Raw genomic sequence first — 17,341 nt, 5'->3', positions numbered from 1 at the left:
GGGGAAAGATTTATTTATTTCTTTGAGCCACAAGTTGTCTTCTCATATAAGCAATTTTACTTTGCAAAGGTAATTCTTTAGGGCAATTATCTTCACAAGCAAGCAATGACATACAACCAAAAACACCATCATCATCGCCCACTAATTCATAAAAATCTTCCACACTTCTATGGTCATGCGGATCTTGTAAATATCTAGCTGTTCTTAAAAGTCCTGTAGCAGCTATGAAATTTGGACGCATAAGTTTAGTTGCACAAGAAGCTACACAAATTCCACACTCTATACAACGATCAAGTTCAAAAGTTTCATCCGCAACCTCTGGCTCAATGCGTTCTTCAAGTTTAGAAATATCAGTTTCTTTTTCATTATGCACCCAGCTTTCAACACGCTTACACATGTCTTCAAACCACTCGCCTGTATTCACGCTTAAATCTTTAATATGTCTAAATGCAGGCATAGGCATAAGCTCTATCACTCCATCAGGATAATCTTTAGTTAAAGTTTTGCAAGCAAGTTTTGGCACTCCATTAATCATCATTGCACAAGATCCGCAAATCCCTGCACGACAAACAAAGTCAAAACTCAGATCCGCATCCATTTTTTCACGGATCAAAGTCAAACATACAAAAACTGTCATAAAAGGAGTTTCTTCAAGCTCATAAGTCACAAAATGTGGTTTAGAAATTTTGCTTAAAGGATTATATTTAAATGCCTTTATTGTCAATTTTCTACTCATAATCAACTCCTATTCTTTGGTTTGGTGCTTTATATTTAGCTTGCAATTCATAAGGCATTAAAGCATTTTGAATTTCATAACGACCTTTGCCTTCAGCTTCCATTTTTTCACGGATAGCATCCACTTCAGCTTGGCGTTTTTCACTTAAAGGATTTTCTATAATATTTCCTTTAGCTCCATATCCACGGAATGCTGGTGGAATTTCCATTTTCATAATATCAAGCTCTTCGTATTCTATGCGCGGTAAGGTTTCGCCTTCTACCCAAAAAGTATTGGTTCTTTTCATCCAATTTAAATCATCTCTTTTTGGATAATCTTCTCTATAATGCGCCCCACGACTTTCTGTTCTTAAAAGCGCTCCATAAGCTACACAAAGTGCTATTTTTAACATTCTTGGCACTCTATACGCTTCTTCAAGCTCTGGATTTGCACAATCAAGTTCTTTACAATGTACTTTAACGTCTTGAGAATCTTTATAAAGTTTTTCAAGTTCATCTACTGCTTCTTTCAAACCTTCACCTGTTCTAAAGATGGCCACCTTATCCCACATGATTTCTTTCATTCTGTTTTTGATTTCAAAAACATTATATTTACCTTCTTTATCTACTAAAGATTTTAAATATTGATACTCTTTAGTTAAGAAGTCTTTTACTACATTTGTGTCAATTACTTCACCATTATTTTTACAATAATCTGCAAAATAATCTCCCACTATCATACCTGCTACAACAGTTTCAGCACATGAATTTCCACCTAAACGATTAAATCCGTGCATATCCCAGCAAGCTGCTTCTCCACAAGCAAAAAGTCCGTTTAACCATTGACTTTCACCTGTTGGTTTAGTTCTAATTCCACCCATAGAATAATGCTGCATTGGAAGAACTGGCGCCCAACCTTTTGGACCTTCATCTGCTGGATCAATACCATTGAAAGTTTTGCAAATATCTTGTACATCACGGAGATTTTTTTCCACATGAGCACGACCCAATATAGAAATATCAAGCCATAAATGATCCCCATAAGGGCTTTTTACACCTTTGCCTTTACGAATATGTTCCATCATTCTACGACTTACCACATCACGACTTGCAAGTTCTTTTTTCTCTGGTTCATAATCAGGCATAAAACGATATCCATCCACGTCACGTAAAATTCCACCATCACCACGACAACCTTCAGTAAGCAAAATACCGCTTGGTACAATAGGAGTTGGATGAAATTGCACTGCTTCCATATTTGAAAGTCTGCAAAGCCCTGTTTCAAGAGCAATGGCTGCGCCCGTTCCTTCACAAATTACTGCATTTGTAGTTTGCTTATAAATTCTACCATAGCCCCCTGTTGCTATCATGGTTCCTCTTGCAATATAAGCAATAAGTTGTCCATTAGTTAAATCTCTAGCGATCACACCTAAGCATTTTTTACCATCATGGATAATTCTTACTGCTTCCATTCTATCAATAATTTTTACTTGATGTTTAATAGCTTCATTTGCTACACCATAAAGCATACAATGCCCTGTTGCATCTGCGATATAGCAAGTTCTCCATTTTTTAGTTCCACCAAAATCTCTAGCATTAATAAGCCCGTGCGCTTCTTCTTTTTCTTCAATCACAGTTTTTTGTGCATTGATTACAACAGTTCTTGGACCTTTGGTAACTCTAGTCCAAGGCACACCCCAAGCCGCAAGCTCACGCACTGCTTTTGGCGCAGTTTGAGCAAACATTCTTGCTACTTCTTGATCACAGCCCCAATCACTTCCTTTTACTGTATCTGCAAAGTGAAGATCTTCATTATCACCCTCACCTTTTGCCCCATTTGCTAAACTTGCCTGCATACCTCCTTGCACCGCTGCAGAGTGAGAACGCTTCACTGGACAAATACTTAAAAGTGTTACACTTTGGCCACTCTTTGCTACTTCAATAGCCGCTCTAAGACCTGCTAATCCTCCGCCTATTACTAAAGCATCACTATATTGTATATTCATAATTTGCTCCATTGTAGTTTTTTATCATCGCAGTAGTTTGGGTTTGATTTTGGTAGTTTTCATAACCTATCTTTATAAATGCTGCAAGACTTAACACACCTAAAACTAGGAAGAAAATACTGATTATCCATTTAGCAGTTTTAAGCTTTTTACGACTTTCTTTTACATTTTTTCCTTCAAACCAACCCCATTTAACACAAAGTCTATAAAGCCCTATACTTCCATGAAGCTCAACACACACTAAAAGAACAGCATAAAAAAGCCACATAAAATGACTTACAACCCTATCTCCTGACATATCACCACTAATTTTATCTGCATTGGTTACAATAAAAATAAGATGAGCAGAACCTAAGAAAAACATAATAAAACCTGTAAAAGCTTGAACCCACCATAACGAAGTATCGCTGTGATTCATTTTTTTACTGTGTGTTCTTAGTATTTGATACTGACGGTAATTAATAGGAAATTTTCTCATTGCAAGTAAAGCATGAACGAAAAAAACCACTAAAACACAGGCAGCCAAAAATGAAGTAAGATAACTCATAACAGGATTATCGTAAACAAATTTTAATTCTAAAAAATGTACCACAGAATTAAAAAAATCCTCACTGACTAAAATTGTAGAAACAAAAAGCATATGCACCCACATAAAAAGACCTAAAAAAAGCCCTGAGGCGCTTTGGATAAAGTCTAATTTCGCAGGCATTTTACTTTTTTTGCCCTCAATGCTCTTACCCAAATAACCTTCGATAAGCTCACGCATCTTTACTCCTTTGTAAAAAGAAATTAAAAAATCCATTTCATTATATTACAAAAGTCTTTAAGATAGATTAAATATTTACTTTTTTAAACTTTATACAAATATAAACTAACAAAGCTGTTATAAACATTATAAAACTTAAAATTTGTCCCATACTCATACCCCATAAAACAAAACCCATACCAAAATCAGGCTCGCGATAAAATTCACATATAAATCTTGCCAATGAATAAGCACCAGCATAAACAAGAATCAATTCCCCTTGAAAACTTTGCTTAAATCTTGCTAAATAAACTATAATAAAAACAACAATACCTTCTAAAAATGCTTCATAAAGTTGCGATGGATGACGCAATACTCCATCAACATAAATTCCCCAAGGCACATTTGTAATGCGACCAAAAAGCTCTTGATTTAAAAAATTTCCTATACGACCAAAAACATAAGCCAATGGAACACTTAAAGCAACCAAATCAAGAAAAATCCAAGGATTTGTTTTATATTTTTTACAAAACAATAAAGTAGCTATCAAAAATCCTATAATTGCTCCATGATAACTCATACCTCGAATACCTACAAATTCACCATTAATATAAGGATTAAAAATTTGCCAAGGATGAGTAATATAATACATAGTATTTGCATCATAAATCAAAATATATCCAAGCCTTGCACCTAAAATAACCCCTATTTCAACCCATATAAAATAACTATCCAAATGTTTTTCATTAATGTCTAGTTGAAATTTTCTTACAAAAAATTTAGCCAAAAGCAAAGCCAAAAGCAAAGCTATAACATACATAATGCCATACCAATGCACCTTTAAACCAAAGATGCTAAAAGCTATAACATTAAAATTTGAATAAATATGCTGCCAAAATTCCATATATCTTTCCTAATTTTCTTTTATAAAAATATAACAAAAAAACTTTAACTTGCTATAATTAACACAAACACATTAAATAAAGGTAAAAAATGAAAAAATATATTTTACTTGCTAGTAGTATGTTAATTTTAGCAGCTTGTGGGGGTACAAGTAGTAATTTTGTCAATGTTTCTATGCCAAATTTTAAACCCCAAGTTCCAACAAAGGTTGAACCTATTGATTCTGGAGTAAGCATTGCTCTTGAGCCTATTAATATAGAACAAAATAACAATTATTCTGATTATTTTGAAAATTCAGTGCTTAAAATTCGCATAGAAAAAGAAATTGATCTTTTAAAACAAAATTTAGAAGAGCAGATCAAAACCATCGCTCAACTAAAAGGCTATAAAATAGTTACTACTAATCCAGACTACACTCTTAAAAGTTCAATCAGTATTTATACAGAAGAAAAAAATGCACAAAAAACAAGCAATTTTATGAGTGGAGATTATGTAAAATCCAATTTAGGTATAAATTTTAAAGGTAAAATAGATTTTATAGATGCACACAATCCACAAAATTCAACCAATCTTTCAAGCAGCACCAAACTGGATTCTTTAGTTGCGCTTAACTATCCTATTAAAAATGATGATGGGGTTAATATGTTTAAAACTACTATCTCCACCGTACCAACTCAACTCAATAAAGGTTTGGAGCAACCTGCTTTTGAAATTGATAAAAGTTTTTTAGCTTTTTATAAAAATACATTAAATACACTTTATAACAATCTTCCAAAAGCAACAGACATAGGCAAAACTATACCTAATACAAACAGTAGTTTTAATAGTTTCGATGGCGATGCTACCTTTGAAGAAAGCTTACCTCAAACAAATTTTAATCAAAATAATACAATTGAAAACACACCTACGCAAAATATTCTTACAAATCCATCTTCAACAAATCAAAATAATCAAAGTAAAAATCAAGATGGGGTAGAAATATTTGAATGATAAAACTTGTGAGAAAATTAAATTTTCTCATACAAAAAAATAACTATCATTCTACTTTAAAATCAATGCTTGTTGCATTGCATTTTTTATCATCTCTCTTTTATCTTGTATTTCAAAAAAAAGCTCAAAAGCAAAAACCCCTTGCCATAAAAGCATATCAAGTCCATCTTTAATTTTTAAATGATGCTCTTTACACAATCTATAAAAAGGTGTTTCTCTGCCATAAATTACCTCAAAAGCAAATTTAGCTTTAGGTAAAATTCTATCTAAAAGCTCCCTATCGCAAGGTAAATTTTCATCTTTTAATCCAGCAGAAGTTGAATTTATAACCAAATCAAAATCAAAATCTTGCAAGTCTTTATAAAGATAAGTTCGATAAGCTAAAAAATCTTTAAATCTTTCTTTGCTGCGATTAGCTATATACACTTCTATGCCTTTTTGTTTTAATGTATAAGCAAGTGCCAAAGCTGTACCTCCAGCACCTAAAATCAAAGCTTTTTTTATATTATCAAAATCCTTAATAGCTTCTAAAAAACCTAAAGCATCAGTATTATAAGCGTAAATTTTGTCTTCTTTTAAGCATAAAGTATTTGCAGAGCCAATATTTCTAGCAAAATCATCCTTCACATCAGCAATATCTAAAGCTTTTTCCTTAAAAGGCAAAGTAATATTAGCTCCACTAAGTCCTAATTTAAAAAAATCTTCTCTTAAACAGTTAGCATTTCTTAAATGATAGCGTGTATAAATACTATCAAGCCCTAAGGCTTTAATAGCATTATTATGCATTCTAGGCGATTTAGAGTGAGAAATAGGATCGCCTATAACTGCTAAAAATTTCATTTTAAAGTAAAAGAAAAAGCATCTTTTGCAATATCCTTACGGATTTTAGCAAGTTCTACTGCAATATTTGCCTTTTCAAATGGTCCTATTAAAACCTTAGTAATTTCTTTACCTCCAACTGTAGTTTTATAAAGTTTATAATCATAACCTTTTTGTTTTACAGAAGCAAGTTCTTTTGATTTTTGATCCAAATTACTTACTGAGAAAATTTGCACATAAATACCCGATGCTAAACCACTTGGATGTACAGGTTTAGCATCAACATTTTTAAATAAATCATTTGCATTTTGTTCTTTTTTAGGAGTTTGTTTTGTGCTTTCTTTTTCTTTTTTTACAGCTGTTTGTTTTTTTACTTCTTCTTTAGGTTTTGCAGTTTGTTTTACTTCTTGTTTGGGAGCACTTGCTTGCGGAGTGGTATTTTCTGAAGTAGTTGCTGTTGGTTCTGCTGGAACTTCTTGATCAGGCATAGCAAAATTTGTAGTATCATTGTTATTTGAACTAGAGGTTGTTGTATTTTGAGTTGTATTTTGTTCATCTTGAAATTGTTTTCTTAATGCCTCAAATTGATCTTCTGCTGAAGTATTATCTGTAATTGGCATACTTTCAAAAGAAGTATCATTGTTATTGTCTTGAGTTGCTATAGGTTCACTTGGTAATACACTTTGATTTTGCGTATTTTCATCACCACTACCATTAATAAGTTTCATAACTATCATGATAGCTAAAAACAAAATAACTAAAGCAATAACTCGTAAAAGAATTTTTTTTACTTTTTCACTTTTATTACTTTTTTCTAAAATAATATCATCAAATTCATTTTTTTGATTTTCCATAATTTGTCCTTTCTTACATGTGCTTAGACCAAGAACTTCCTCGTTCTTTTTGATAAACCTCATAAGGCAATATTAAAATATTAAATTCTCTAGGTACATCCATACTAGGAAACACCTTCCATTCTACTGGCATTTTACTTGCAAACATCATTGAAAGTTTAGACGCTAAAGAATAACCTTCGTTTAACGCCGTGTGTCCTTTGTGAATATAAAGATGTAAATGTCCTGGAGTTTTAGTCTTATAGGCTGTGAAATTTATAAAACCTTCTTCTCTTAAAATAAGTTGTGCACGGTGATAAAATCTTTCAGCATTAAAACCATTATAATCAAAGACAATATTTTCTACTTTATTATCTTTTGTTATTAAATCATGAGCGACAACAATTTTTTTAGCAGCGTGTTCTCTCATGACATTTAAATTTAAAGGAGCATCAACTCTTTCAAATTTATCAAAAAATAAGCGACCTCTATGTGTAGTTTTATTTACAATTTTATCGCGTCTTATATAATAATGATCGCCAATTATTTTAATTAGCGACATATCCATTGGTGAAATCAAAACATAGCCCTTTCATAAATAATAAAATTACTTGCAAGTTTTTTTAATTCTTGTTTAATATTCTCTTGTAATTTTTCATTATTAATATCATCTAAAATATCTGCAATATAATTTGACACAGTTTCCATTTCTTTTTCTTTAAAACCTCTGGCAGTAAGGGCTGGAGTTCCGAGTCTTAATCCACTTGTGATAAAAGGACTTCTAATCTCTCCTGGAACGGTATTTTTATTTGCAGTAATACCTGCATTTCCAAGAGCTAAATCTGCATCTTTTCCACTAAATTCACGATCTAAAAAACTCATTAAAACAAGGTGATTATCTGTTCCATCGCTAACAAGTTTAAATTTTCTATCCATTAAAACATTAGCTAAAACCTGAGCATTGGTTCTTACTTGTTTTGCATAAACTTTCCACTCATCGCTAAGATTAAATTTAAATCCTACTGCTTTTGCAGCAATTACATGCATCAAAGGACCACCTTGAATACCTGGAAAAATCGCAGAATTAATTTTTTTAGCAAGCTCTTCATCATTTGCCATAATAATACCACCTCTTGGACCACGCAAAGTTTTATGTGTAGTTGAGCTCACTACATGAGCGTGCGGAAAAGGACTTGGATGTTCGCCTGCTACAACAAGGCCTGCAATATGAGCTATGTCAGCAAAAAGATAAGCACCTATTTCATCGGCAATTTCTCTAAATTTAGCAAAATCAATCACTCTTGCATAAGCACTAGCTCCACAAACTATAAGTTTTGGCTTTTCTTTTTTAGCAATTTCTCTTACTTTTTCATAATCAATTCTTCCATCAAGTTCTACACCGTAAAAACAACTTTCGTACATTTTACCTGAAGAACTTACTTTTGCGCCATGAGTTAAATGTCCACCATGACTTAAATCCATTCCTAAAATTTTATCACCTGGATTAATCAAAGCCGCATAAACACCTTGATTAGCTTGAGAACCCGAATTAGGCTGAACATTAGCAAATTTACAATTAAAAAGTTTTTTACATCTTTCAATGGCTAGAGTTTCAATCTCATCAACAAATTCACAACCACCATAATATCTTTTACCCGGATAACCTTCTGCGTATTTGTTCGTCAAGATACTTCCCATAACTTCCATTACTTCAGGTAAAGTGAAATTTTCACTCGCTATCATTTCAAGACCTTCGCATTGACGCTCTAACTCTTTGTTTGTTAAATCAAAAATTTCTTTATCAAACATTTCTAAACTCATTCTTTCTCCTTTAGTTCTGATTTTAATGGACGCATTGCAGGAAACAATATCACATCACGAATGGATTTTTTATTTGTCAAAAGCATAACAAGTCTATCTATACCTATGCCCTGCCCTGCCGTTGGAGGCATTCCATAACCCAAAGCATTTACAAAATCTTCATCCATTTCACAAGCCTCTTCATCGCCTGCATTTTTAGCTTCAATTTGTTTTAAAAATCTCTCATATTGATCAAGAGGATCATTAAGCTCATTAAAACCATTTGCCAATTCTCTTCCGCAAATAAACAACTCAAATCTCTCAGCAATCTGAGAATCCTCATCGCTACGTCTTGATAAAGGACTTATGGAAATAGGAAAATCAATCACAAAAGTAGGATTGATCAATTTTTCTTCCACATAATTGTCAAAAAGTTCAGCTTGCAAATGTCCAAGTTCAAGCTTTTCATTCGCTTCAAAACCATCTGCTTTTAATTTAGTAAGAATTTTTTCCTTATCTTCGATTAAATCCCTATCTAAACCACCATACTTACAAAGTGCGTCTTTATAGGTTATTCTTTCAAAAGGTTTGGAAAAATTTATCATTTTTCCATCAAATTCTATTGTTTTTCCTAAATTAAGTTTATCCAAAAGTAAAGCAAAAAGTTCTTCGGTTAAATCCATTAAATCTTTATAATTATGATAGGCCCAATAAAATTCTATAGTTGTAAATTCGGGATTATGAGTTAAATCCATACCTTCGTTTCTAAAACAACGATTGATTTCAAAAACCGCCTCAAAACCACCTACTATAAGTCTTTTAAGATAAAGTTCTGGAGCAATTCTTAAAAATCTTTCTACGCCTAAAGAATTATGAAAAGTTACAAAAGGCTTAGCGTTTGCTCCACCTGCAATCGGATGCATCATAGGAGTTTCTACTTCTAAAAAGCCTTTATTTTCAAAAAAATGACGGATTAAACTCACCACTTTAGAACGCACTAAAAAATCTTTTCTAACTTCGACATTCATTATCATATCAACATAACGTTTACGATATCTTTGCTCAATATCTGTTAATCCATGATATTTTTCAGGTAAAGGAACAATAGCTTTTGTAGCGAGTTTTACTTCGCTTGCATGCAAACTAAATTCACCTGTTTTAGTTACAAAAGGAAAACCTTTAACCAAAACAATATCACCCACCTCTAAATTCTTTTTTAAAATCGTATAAAGCTCTTCGCCTACGCTATCTTTACTAAAATAAATTTGTAAATTTGTATCCTCATCTTCAATGTTTGCAAAAATTGATTTCCCAGCTATACGCAAAAGTTTCAAACGTCCTGCAACAACAGCATTGACACTTTCATCTCTTTTTTCAACTTGCTCTAAAATATAAGAAAATTTATCCTTAAAAGTCTTTAAAGACATTTCCTTTTCTAAAAAATGAGGATAAGGATTAATCCCTAATTTTTTTAACTCTTTAGCTTTTTCTATTCTTTGCTGCTCTAAAATATTATCAAACATTTATATTTTTACCTTTGCTTTTTGATTATTACAATCACCACAAACACCATAAAGCTGCATCAAATGCCCTGTAAGTTTAAAACCATGTTCTTTTGCAATCAAGGCTTGCTGTCTTTCTATAATAGGATTTTCAAACTCTATAATTTTTCCGCAATTTTTACATATCATATGATCATGGTGAGGTTTATTAGCAAGCTCATATTTTTTACCTGCTGAACCAAAAGAAATGGAAGTTACCATTTCTGCTTCTTCAAGTAAATTTAAAGTACGATAAACAGTTGCAATTCCTACATTTAAATCAGGTTCAGCTTGTTTGATTTCCATATATAAACTTTCGGGTGTGTAATGAGTATCACTGTGATAAAGAGTTTTTAAAAGTACTTCTCTTTGCTTGGTATATTTAAGTCCGCCTTGTCTTAATATTTTTTTAAATCTCTCAAGTAAAACATCATATTCCACATTTTCTATCAGCATATCACTCCCCTTTTTGAGTATTGTTTAAATCACTTACAATATCTTGCAACTTTTCACTAGCATGATCTAGACTATTTTCTGTTAAAGGTTGATTCATAATAAAAGATCCCGTTTCTTTAAGTAAATTTAAAGTATAGCTATTTTTAACAAAATTATCTAATTTATCATTTAAAAAATCAATTCTTGCCACACAAAAAACTAAAATTGCAAAAATTAAAAAGATTTTTGCTCCACCAAATATAAAGCCACCAATACGATCTAAAAAACCTAGGCCACTTAATTTAATCAACCTAGAAAGAAAATTACCCACCAATAAACAAACTATCCAAAAAATAATTAATATGGCTAAAAATCCAGCAAATCCAGCTAAGCTTTGATTTTCTATCTTATAAAAAGTACTTTGTATAAATTCAGCTGCTTGAGTTGCATATTTTGAAGCAATAAAAACACCACCAATAATACCCAAAAGTCCAAAAATTTCTTTTATCAAACCATTGATAATACCCTTAAGCCCTAAAAGCAAGGTAAATCCTAAAATAAAAGCATCAAACCAATAAAAATTCATTTCAATCACTCTCTGATTTTTTTTGTTTTAAATTTATTCTACAAATAAGCACTAAATACTAAGTTAATCATTCTATGATTTTAGGAACAACAAAAAAATGTTCTTGTTTTTTTGGAGCACAATCTAAAACCTCATCAATAACATTGCTATTTCTTATCTCATCAATCCTCAAAGGAGCTCCACCTTTTATAGTACTCACAGTAATCTCTTGGGAATCTAAATCAAGTTCGTTTAATTTTTCAACAAAATTCACAATTTCACTTAACTGTGCAATAGTTTCATTTCTGTTTTTTGTTATTTGTAAAGCACTTAATTTTTCAAGCTTGCTTAATAATTTCTCATCTATTTGCATTTCTTAAACCTTAATAAAAAAGTTAAAATTTTGAAAATTATATCATAAAAAGCTTTAAATTGTTTAGGATATTTTGCAATTTATATGATACAATATCATAATTTTTCTATACAAAAATAAAAATATTTTTTCAAGGATAAATTTTGGGACTAAAAGATAATTTAAAAGCTGTTAAAAATGAACTTAACACAGAAGAACGATTTATAGAAAATTTTATCAAAGGAGAGAGATTTATACGCAAGTATAAATTTTATATATCTGCTGTTGTGATAATTTTAGTTGCTTGGTTTGCTGGAAATTTTATAATCTCAAAAATAAACGATTATAAAACAAAAGAAGCAAATGAAATTTATGCCAATCTAATACAAGATCCTAGCAATAAAAATCTTTTAGAACAACTTAAAAATAAAAATACTAATCTTTACACTATCTTTTTACTAAAAGAAAATATTAATGATCTTAATAATACAGCCTTTCAAAATGAACTAAAACAAATTTATAATAATGCTCAAACAAACACTTTACTTAAAAATATTATTGCATTATCTTTAGGAGATAAATCAATATTTTTAAAAAATTATGATAAATTATTAGAAGCTTACAAACTTTTAGAGCAAAATAAAATCGAAGAAGCTAATGTTTTACTTTCTCGGATAAAAGAAAATTCAAGTTTAAATCAAATAGCTAAAAACCTCAAACATTATCAAGGCATTACACAATGAAAAAAATATTTTTAACACTATTTTGTTTAATATTTCTATGTGCTTGTGGCACCAAAAGACAATATTTTGAACCAAAACAAACCGATGGAGATTTAAGTCATAATAGCAATTTAAAAAGTAAAATCGTTGATTGGAATCTAGTTTCTGCAAAACTTAGCAATAATACAGCTATCTTAAAAAATAATATCTCCATAGACAAGTTTAAACTTCCTAAAAATTATATGCTTCTAGCTTATCAAGATGGGGAATATTTTACTGCAGATAATAATGGAAATTTAAAAATTTTTGACAATTCTTATAATGAAATTTATAATTTTCAATTTGACGCTAGTGTTGTAGGAGTAGCTTCTAATGGAGATGATTTAGCCCTTGTACTTGCAAACAATACTATAGTTCTTGCAAATCGTTCTTTGGGTATTAAATTTAGTCAAACCCTAACCTCAGCTCCAGCTCAAGACAGTCGTACCGCTAATCCTATATTTTTAGACAATATCATCGTATATCCAACGCTAGATGGCAAAATTTTAATTCTTTCAAGAAACAATCTTCAAGTCATTAAAGATGTGGTTATTTCAGCAGAAAATTTTTTCAACAATGTAATCCATCTAAGTGTAATCGGAGATAAACTTATAGCAGCAACAGCTAAAAAAATCATTGTTGTAAGCCCTGCTAGAACTCTTTATCTTGACGCTGACATAAAAGATGTTGCACTTAGTGATGATGGTATTTTTATACTAGAAAAAGATGGCACTATTATTAAAACTGATTATAACTTAAGAAAAATTGCAGAAAAAAAATTTGAATTTGCTATTTTTGTAAAAAGCAATATATACAATAATTATTTATACATTTTTGAAAAAACAGGCTATCTTATCAAAATGAATCTAAATTTAGATAATACACAAGTATTTAAACTTTCAGAAGCTGTTGATAAAATTTCTTTCATGGGGAATGGTAAATTTTACTACGGAGATAAAATTTTAGATTTGCTATGATAAAAATTTTAGAACAAACAATAAAGTCTTTAAAATTAAATTTAAAGCCCTATGACTTAAGTATGTTGACTAGAAAAAAAAGTTATATTTGTGCTAAAGATCAAAATAACATTCTTTTTATGTATACAGGAAAAACAAAATTTTTAATGAAAGATGCCTTATTTTTAGAAAATCTAGCACAGCAAATTAACATAAATAACAAATATTTTTTTAGTATGGCTTCTCTTTGCTCTAAAGCAAAAAATCATCTAGAAATGAAAGGATTTAATATCTATGTTGCTCTGTGATATTGGGAATTCAAATGCTAATTTCCTAGATGATAACAAATATTTTACTCTTAGTATAGATCAGTTTTTAGAATTTAAAAATGAACAAAAAATTTTTTATATCAATGTCAATGAACATCTCAAAGAACATTTAAAAAATCAAAAAAAATTTATCAATCTTGAACCTTATTTTTTATTTGATACAATTTATCAAGGATTAGGAATCGATCGCATAGCAGCTTGTTATACTATTGAAGATGGAGTTGTTGTAGATGCAGGTAGTGCTATTACAATTGATATTATTTCTAATTCTATACATCTTGGTGGTTTTATCTTGCCAGGTATTGCAAATTATAAAAAAATTTATAGCCATATTTCACCACGATTAAAAAGTGAATTTAACACTCAAGTTAGTCTTGATGCATTCCCACAAAAAACCATGGATGCTTTAAGTTATGGTGTTTTTAAAGGAATTTACCTACTGATAAAAGATACCGCTCAAAATAAAAAGCTTTATTTCACTGGTGGAGATGGGCAATTTTTAGCAAATTATTTCGATCACGCAATTTATGATAAACTTTTAATCTTTCGAGGAATGAAAAAGATTATAAAAGAAAATCCCAATTTACTTTATTAAAAATGTTACAAAAATTCTCATTGATATCAAACCTTAATGAAATTTAACTTTTTGTAAAACAAATTCAATTAAACTTCTATTTAGAAAAAAGTTTATTAAAATAAAAAAAGGAAAAACAATGAGCCAACAAGAATTTGATGTGCTTGTCATCGGAGCTGGAATTTCAGGAGCAGCATTATTTTACGAGCTTGCAAGATATACAAATATTAAAAATATTGCTTTGATAGAAAAATATAATACAGCTGCAACATTAAATTCTAAGGGAACGAGTAATTCTCAAACCATTCATTGTGGAGATATTGAAACCAATTATACTTTAGAAAAAGCGCGAAAAGTAAAAAGAACAGCTGATATGATAGTTAAATATGGACTCATGCAAAATGCGCAAAATAATTTCATGTTTTCTCATCAAAAAATGGCTCTAGCTGTTGGAGATATAGAATGTGATTATATGAAAAAACGCTATGAAGAATTTAAAGAACTTTATCCTTATATAAAATTTTTCGATAAAGCAAAAATCAAACAAATTGAACCCAAGGTTGTTTTAGGAGAAGATTGCAATCAAGATAGACCTGAAAATATCTGCGCCATGGGTGTTGAAAGCGGCGAGGTTTTTACAACTGTAGATTTTGGGAAAATGAGTATAAATCTAATAGAACAAGCCCAAAAACAAAATAAAAATACTTTCGTTGCCTTTAATCAAGAAATTATTCACATAGAAAAAAAGGATGATATTTTTATATTAAAAACCTCAAATCATCAAGAATACCATGCCAAAAGCGTAGTTGTCAATGCTGGAGCGCACTCTTTATATTTAGCACATAAAATGAACTTAGGTATGGATAAGTCTTGTTGGCCTGTTGCAGGAAGTTTTTATTTAACCAAACAAAAACTTTTAAATGGCAAGGTTTATATGGTGCAAAATCCTAAACTTCCATTTGCAGCTCTTCATGGAGATCCTGATTTACTTGCTAATATGAACACTCGCTTTGGACCTACTGCACTTGTTATTCCAAAACTAGAACGTTATCATGGTCTAAAATCAGTTCCAGAATTTTTTGAAGCACTAAAACTTGATAAAACTGTTTTAAAAGTAACTTTTAATATGTTTAAAGATGCAACAATTAGAAATTACATCTTTTATAATTATCTTTTTGAACTACCTTTTATTGATAAAAGCTTATTTGTTAAAGATGCCAAAAAAATAGTCCCAAGTCTTAAAGCAAGCGATATTTATTATGCAAAAGGTTTTGGAGGCGTAAGACCACAAGTTATTGATAAAACTAAAGGAGAATTAATGCTAGGTGAAGCAAGCATCACAGAAACCCCTGGTATTATTTTCAATATGACTCCAAGTCCTGGAGCAACAAGTTGTCTAGGAAATGCTGAAAGAGATGCAAAGCTTGTATGTAATTACCTAGGAATGGAATTTAACGAAGATAAATTTTCTTCAGAATTATTGTAATCATTTTGTTTCTATTTTTAGCTACAATAATTTCAAAAGGAGTTTACCATGCTTAAAAAAACAAAAATTGTAGCCACAGTAGGTCCAGCAAGTGAAAAGGAAGAAATTCTACGCCAAATGATTATCAATGGTGTAAATGTTTTCCGTTTAAACTTTTCTCATGGAACACATGAGTATCATAAAAAAAACTTAGATACCATAAGAAGAGTAGCTAAAGAATTGCATACTCGTATTGGAATTTTACAAGACATTAGTGGTCCTAAAATTCGTACAGGTGAACTTAAAGAACCATTTGAATTAAAAAAGGGTGATAGACTTGATTTTTATCGTGAAACAATTTTAGGGGAGAAGATTGCTCAAAATCATTATAAAATCAGTATCAATCAAAAATCCATTTTAGATATGTTAAAAATTGATGAATATATTTATCTGTATGATGGATCAATTCGTGCTAAAGTACTAAATATAGATAATCAAAAAATTGAAACCATTATAGAAAATGATGGTTTTTTAAACTCAAATAAAGGTATTAATTTTCCGAATACTAAAATCAATATTGATGTTATTACACAAAAAGATAAAAATGATTTACTTTGGGGTATAAAAAATGAAGTAGATTTTTTAGCAATATCTTTCGTGCAAAATGCGCACGATATTGATGAAGTTCGTGAAATTTTAGCACAAAATAACGCAAAAATATCTATTTTTGCAAAAATTGAAAAATTTGATGCAGTAGAAAATATTGATGAGATTATTAAATCTAGCGATGGTATAATGGTTGCAAGAGGAGACTTAGGTATTGAAGTACCTTATTATAAAGTTCCTAATATCCAAAAAGAAATTATACAAAAAGCAAACAATGCCTCTAAGCCTGTTATTACTGCGACTCAGATGCTTTTTTCATTAGCCAAAAGCAAAACCGCCACAAGAGCTGAAATTTCAGATGTTGCAAATGCTGTTTTAGATGGAACAGATGCAGTAATGCTAAGTGAAGAAAGCGCCGTTGGTATAGATCCTGCAAACGCTGTTGATATAATGTGCCAAACTATAATAGAAACAGAAAAACGCTATCCATATAACAAATTTAATGATTTTAATGATTTAGACAATACAGATAAAATCATGCGTTCTTCAGCTCATCTTGCAACAGATCTTAACTCTGATGCTATTTTTTCTTTAACAAGTAGCGGAAAATCTGCTATTAAGATTGCAAGATATCGCCCAAATATAGAAATCATAGCAGTAGGGCATTCTGAAAAAACCTTAAACTCTTTAAGTATAGTTTGGGGAGTTAATCCTGCGATTTTGGTTAACAAGAGTAATGAACTTACAGAATTATTAAAAGACTCTGTAAGATCAAGTGTTGAAAAAGGTTTTATGGATGAAGACAAATGCTATCTTCTAACTGCAGGCTTTCCAACAGGAGTAGAAGGTACTAGCAATCTTATCCGCATTCTCAATAAAGAGCAAATTGCTTATTATCTACAATAAAACATTAAATTCCTTTGAAAATAAGGAATTTAATGTTCTTA

General features: G+C 30.6%; 19 protein-coding genes. 7 read left to right on the top strand and 12 right to left on the bottom strand.

The features are described from left to right. Positions 1-10: 10 nt before the first annotated feature. The 4 genes from AJN58_RS01550 to lgt all read right to left on the bottom strand — a co-directional run bounded on the left by AJN58_RS01550 (position 11) and on the right by lgt (position 4,369). The gene (locus AJN58_RS01550) at positions 11-736 is read right to left on the bottom strand and encodes a fumarate reductase iron-sulfur subunit (RefSeq protein WP_002854302.1); all 726 of its coding nucleotides are present in this window, start codon (positions 734-736) and stop codon (positions 11-13) included. Further along, positions 729-2,720, bottom strand: a complete 1,992-nt coding sequence (locus tag AJN58_RS01545) for a fumarate reductase flavoprotein subunit (protein WP_002861159.1) — start codon at positions 2,718-2,720, stop codon at positions 729-731. Before AJN58_RS01545 ends, AJN58_RS01550 begins: the two co-directional genes overlap by 8 nt. Then, on the bottom strand, positions 2,704-3,486 hold the full coding sequence (locus tag AJN58_RS01540) for a fumarate reductase cytochrome b subunit (RefSeq protein ID WP_002854660.1): 783 nt from the start codon (positions 3,484-3,486) through the stop codon (positions 2,704-2,706). Before AJN58_RS01540 ends, AJN58_RS01545 begins: the two co-directional genes overlap by 17 nt. 67 nt (positions 3,487-3,553) lie before the next feature. After that, the gene (gene lgt / locus AJN58_RS01535) at positions 3,554-4,369 is read right to left on the bottom strand and encodes a prolipoprotein diacylglyceryl transferase (RefSeq protein WP_070233628.1); all 816 of its coding nucleotides are present in this window, start codon (positions 4,367-4,369) and stop codon (positions 3,554-3,556) included. Between the two features lie 89 nt (positions 4,370-4,458). On the opposite strand from lgt, the gene AJN58_RS01530 reads away from it, so the two are divergent. Then, entirely contained in the window at positions 4,459-5,358 is a 900-nt protein-coding gene (locus AJN58_RS01530) for a membrane lipoprotein lipid attachment site-containing protein (protein ID WP_070233629.1), read from the top strand. Between the two features lie 51 nt (positions 5,359-5,409). Here the strand turns inward: AJN58_RS01530 and AJN58_RS01525 are convergent, their stop codons facing one another. From AJN58_RS01525 to gatC, 8 genes are all read right to left on the bottom strand, one after another. Next, on the bottom strand, positions 5,410-6,198 hold the full coding sequence (locus tag AJN58_RS01525; RefSeq protein ID WP_070233630.1) for a shikimate dehydrogenase: 789 nt from the start codon (positions 6,196-6,198) through the stop codon (positions 5,410-5,412). Next, the gene (locus AJN58_RS01520) at positions 6,195-7,031 is read right to left on the bottom strand and encodes an SPOR domain-containing protein (RefSeq protein WP_004313898.1); all 837 of its coding nucleotides are present in this window, start codon (positions 7,029-7,031) and stop codon (positions 6,195-6,197) included. The genes AJN58_RS01525 and AJN58_RS01520 overlap by 4 nt, the downstream gene beginning before the upstream one ends. 13 nt (positions 7,032-7,044) lie before the next feature. After that, positions 7,045-7,590 (bottom strand): DUF1882 domain-containing protein, encoded by a 546-nt coding sequence (locus AJN58_RS01515; protein ID WP_002870803.1) that lies wholly within the window; start codon positions 7,588-7,590, stop codon positions 7,045-7,047. After that, positions 7,587-8,831, bottom strand: a complete 1,245-nt coding sequence (locus AJN58_RS01510; RefSeq protein WP_002870802.1) for a serine hydroxymethyltransferase — start codon at positions 8,829-8,831, stop codon at positions 7,587-7,589. The genes AJN58_RS01515 and AJN58_RS01510 overlap by 4 nt, the downstream gene beginning before the upstream one ends. Beyond that, positions 8,828-10,333 carry a lysine--tRNA ligase gene (gene lysS, locus AJN58_RS01505; protein WP_002869930.1) on the bottom strand — a complete coding sequence of 502 codons (1,506 nt, stop codon included), beginning with the start codon at positions 10,331-10,333 and terminating at the stop codon, positions 8,828-8,830. Before lysS ends, AJN58_RS01510 begins: the two co-directional genes overlap by 4 nt. Beyond that, positions 10,334-10,807 carry a Fur family transcriptional regulator gene (locus AJN58_RS01500; protein WP_002854230.1) on the bottom strand — a complete coding sequence of 158 codons (474 nt, stop codon included), beginning with the start codon at positions 10,805-10,807 and terminating at the stop codon, positions 10,334-10,336. It lies immediately after the preceding gene. 1 nt (position 10,808) lies between these two features. After that, complete coding sequence (locus tag AJN58_RS01495; protein WP_070291922.1) at positions 10,809-11,372, bottom strand: CvpA family protein; 564 nt, start codon at positions 11,370-11,372, stop codon at positions 10,809-10,811. A gap of 67 nt (positions 11,373-11,439) precedes the next feature. Continuing rightward, on the bottom strand, positions 11,440-11,724 hold the full coding sequence (gene gatC / locus AJN58_RS01490) for an Asp-tRNA(Asn)/Glu-tRNA(Gln) amidotransferase subunit GatC (protein ID WP_002858734.1): 285 nt from the start codon (positions 11,722-11,724) through the stop codon (positions 11,440-11,442). 143 nt (positions 11,725-11,867) lie between these two features. Here gatC and AJN58_RS01485 point away from each other — a divergent pair, with 143 nt between their 5' ends. From AJN58_RS01485 to pyk, 6 genes are all read left to right on the top strand, one after another. Continuing rightward, on the top strand, positions 11,868-12,446 hold the full coding sequence (locus AJN58_RS01485; RefSeq protein WP_002895444.1) for a hypothetical protein: 579 nt from the start codon (positions 11,868-11,870) through the stop codon (positions 12,444-12,446). Further along, complete coding sequence (locus AJN58_RS01480; RefSeq protein WP_002869933.1) at positions 12,443-13,441, top strand: hypothetical protein; 999 nt, start codon at positions 12,443-12,445, stop codon at positions 13,439-13,441. Before AJN58_RS01485 ends, AJN58_RS01480 begins: the two co-directional genes overlap by 4 nt. Beyond that, on the top strand, positions 13,438-13,728 hold the full coding sequence (locus tag AJN58_RS01475) for a hypothetical protein (RefSeq protein WP_002859475.1): 291 nt from the start codon (positions 13,438-13,440) through the stop codon (positions 13,726-13,728). The genes AJN58_RS01480 and AJN58_RS01475 overlap by 4 nt, the downstream gene beginning before the upstream one ends. Continuing rightward, entirely contained in the window at positions 13,715-14,344 is a 630-nt protein-coding gene (locus AJN58_RS01470) for a type III pantothenate kinase (protein WP_070276421.1), read from the top strand. Before AJN58_RS01475 ends, AJN58_RS01470 begins: the two co-directional genes overlap by 14 nt. A 118-nt stretch (positions 14,345-14,462) precedes the next feature. Continuing rightward, on the top strand, positions 14,463-15,809 hold the full coding sequence (locus AJN58_RS01465) for an FAD-dependent oxidoreductase (protein WP_070276419.1): 1,347 nt from the start codon (positions 14,463-14,465) through the stop codon (positions 15,807-15,809). A 48-nt stretch (positions 15,810-15,857) separates the two neighbouring features. Further along, complete coding sequence (gene pyk, locus AJN58_RS01460; RefSeq protein ID WP_070276417.1) at positions 15,858-17,300, top strand: pyruvate kinase; 1,443 nt, start codon at positions 15,858-15,860, stop codon at positions 17,298-17,300. Positions 17,301-17,341 lie beyond the last annotated feature (41 nt).

This window comes from Campylobacter sp. BCW_4321 (assembly GCF_001763075.1).
Lineage (GTDB): Bacteria > Campylobacterota > Campylobacteria > Campylobacterales > Campylobacteraceae > Campylobacter_D > Campylobacter_D jejuni.
The sequence above is the reverse complement of the archived record's forward strand: the minus strand, read 5'-3'. Positions and strand labels throughout refer to the sequence as shown.

Excerpts from the sequence above, each read along its gene's own strand:
- AJN58_RS01550 (WP_002854302.1), bottom strand. The coding sequence starts at position 736 with ATGAGTAGAAAATTGACAATAAAGGCATTTAAATATAATCCTTTAAGC.
- AJN58_RS01545 (WP_002861159.1), bottom strand. The coding sequence starts at position 2,720 with ATGAATATACAATATAGTGATGCTTTAGTAATAGGCGGAGGATTAGCA.
- AJN58_RS01540 (WP_002854660.1), bottom strand. The coding sequence starts at position 3,486 with ATGCGTGAGCTTATCGAAGGTTATTTGGGTAAGAGCATTGAGGGCAAA.
- lgt (WP_070233628.1), bottom strand. The coding sequence starts at position 4,369 with ATGGAATTTTGGCAGCATATTTATTCAAATTTTAATGTTATAGCTTTT.
- AJN58_RS01530 (WP_070233629.1), top strand. The coding sequence starts at position 4,459 with ATGAAAAAATATATTTTACTTGCTAGTAGTATGTTAATTTTAGCAGCT.
- AJN58_RS01525 (WP_070233630.1), bottom strand. The coding sequence starts at position 6,198 with ATGAAATTTTTAGCAGTTATAGGCGATCCTATTTCTCACTCTAAATCG.
- AJN58_RS01520 (WP_004313898.1), bottom strand. The coding sequence starts at position 7,031 with ATGGAAAATCAAAAAAATGAATTTGATGATATTATTTTAGAAAAAAGT.
- AJN58_RS01510 (WP_002870802.1), bottom strand. The coding sequence starts at position 8,831 with ATGAGTTTAGAAATGTTTGATAAAGAAATTTTTGATTTAACAAACAAA.
- lysS (WP_002869930.1), bottom strand. The coding sequence starts at position 10,333 with ATGTTTGATAATATTTTAGAGCAGCAAAGAATAGAAAAAGCTAAAGAG.
- AJN58_RS01500 (WP_002854230.1), bottom strand. The coding sequence starts at position 10,807 with ATGCTGATAGAAAATGTGGAATATGATGTTTTACTTGAGAGATTTAAA.
- AJN58_RS01495 (WP_070291922.1), bottom strand. The coding sequence starts at position 11,372 with ATGAATTTTTATTGGTTTGATGCTTTTATTTTAGGATTTACCTTGCTT.
- gatC (WP_002858734.1), bottom strand. The coding sequence starts at position 11,724 with ATGCAAATAGATGAGAAATTATTAAGCAAGCTTGAAAAATTAAGTGCT.
- AJN58_RS01480 (WP_002869933.1), top strand. The coding sequence starts at position 12,443 with ATGAAAAAAATATTTTTAACACTATTTTGTTTAATATTTCTATGTGCT.
- AJN58_RS01475 (WP_002859475.1), top strand. The coding sequence starts at position 13,438 with ATGATAAAAATTTTAGAACAAACAATAAAGTCTTTAAAATTAAATTTA.
- AJN58_RS01470 (WP_070276421.1), top strand. The coding sequence starts at position 13,715 with ATGTTGCTCTGTGATATTGGGAATTCAAATGCTAATTTCCTAGATGAT.
- AJN58_RS01465 (WP_070276419.1), top strand. The coding sequence starts at position 14,463 with ATGAGCCAACAAGAATTTGATGTGCTTGTCATCGGAGCTGGAATTTCA.
- pyk (WP_070276417.1), top strand. The coding sequence starts at position 15,858 with ATGCTTAAAAAAACAAAAATTGTAGCCACAGTAGGTCCAGCAAGTGAA.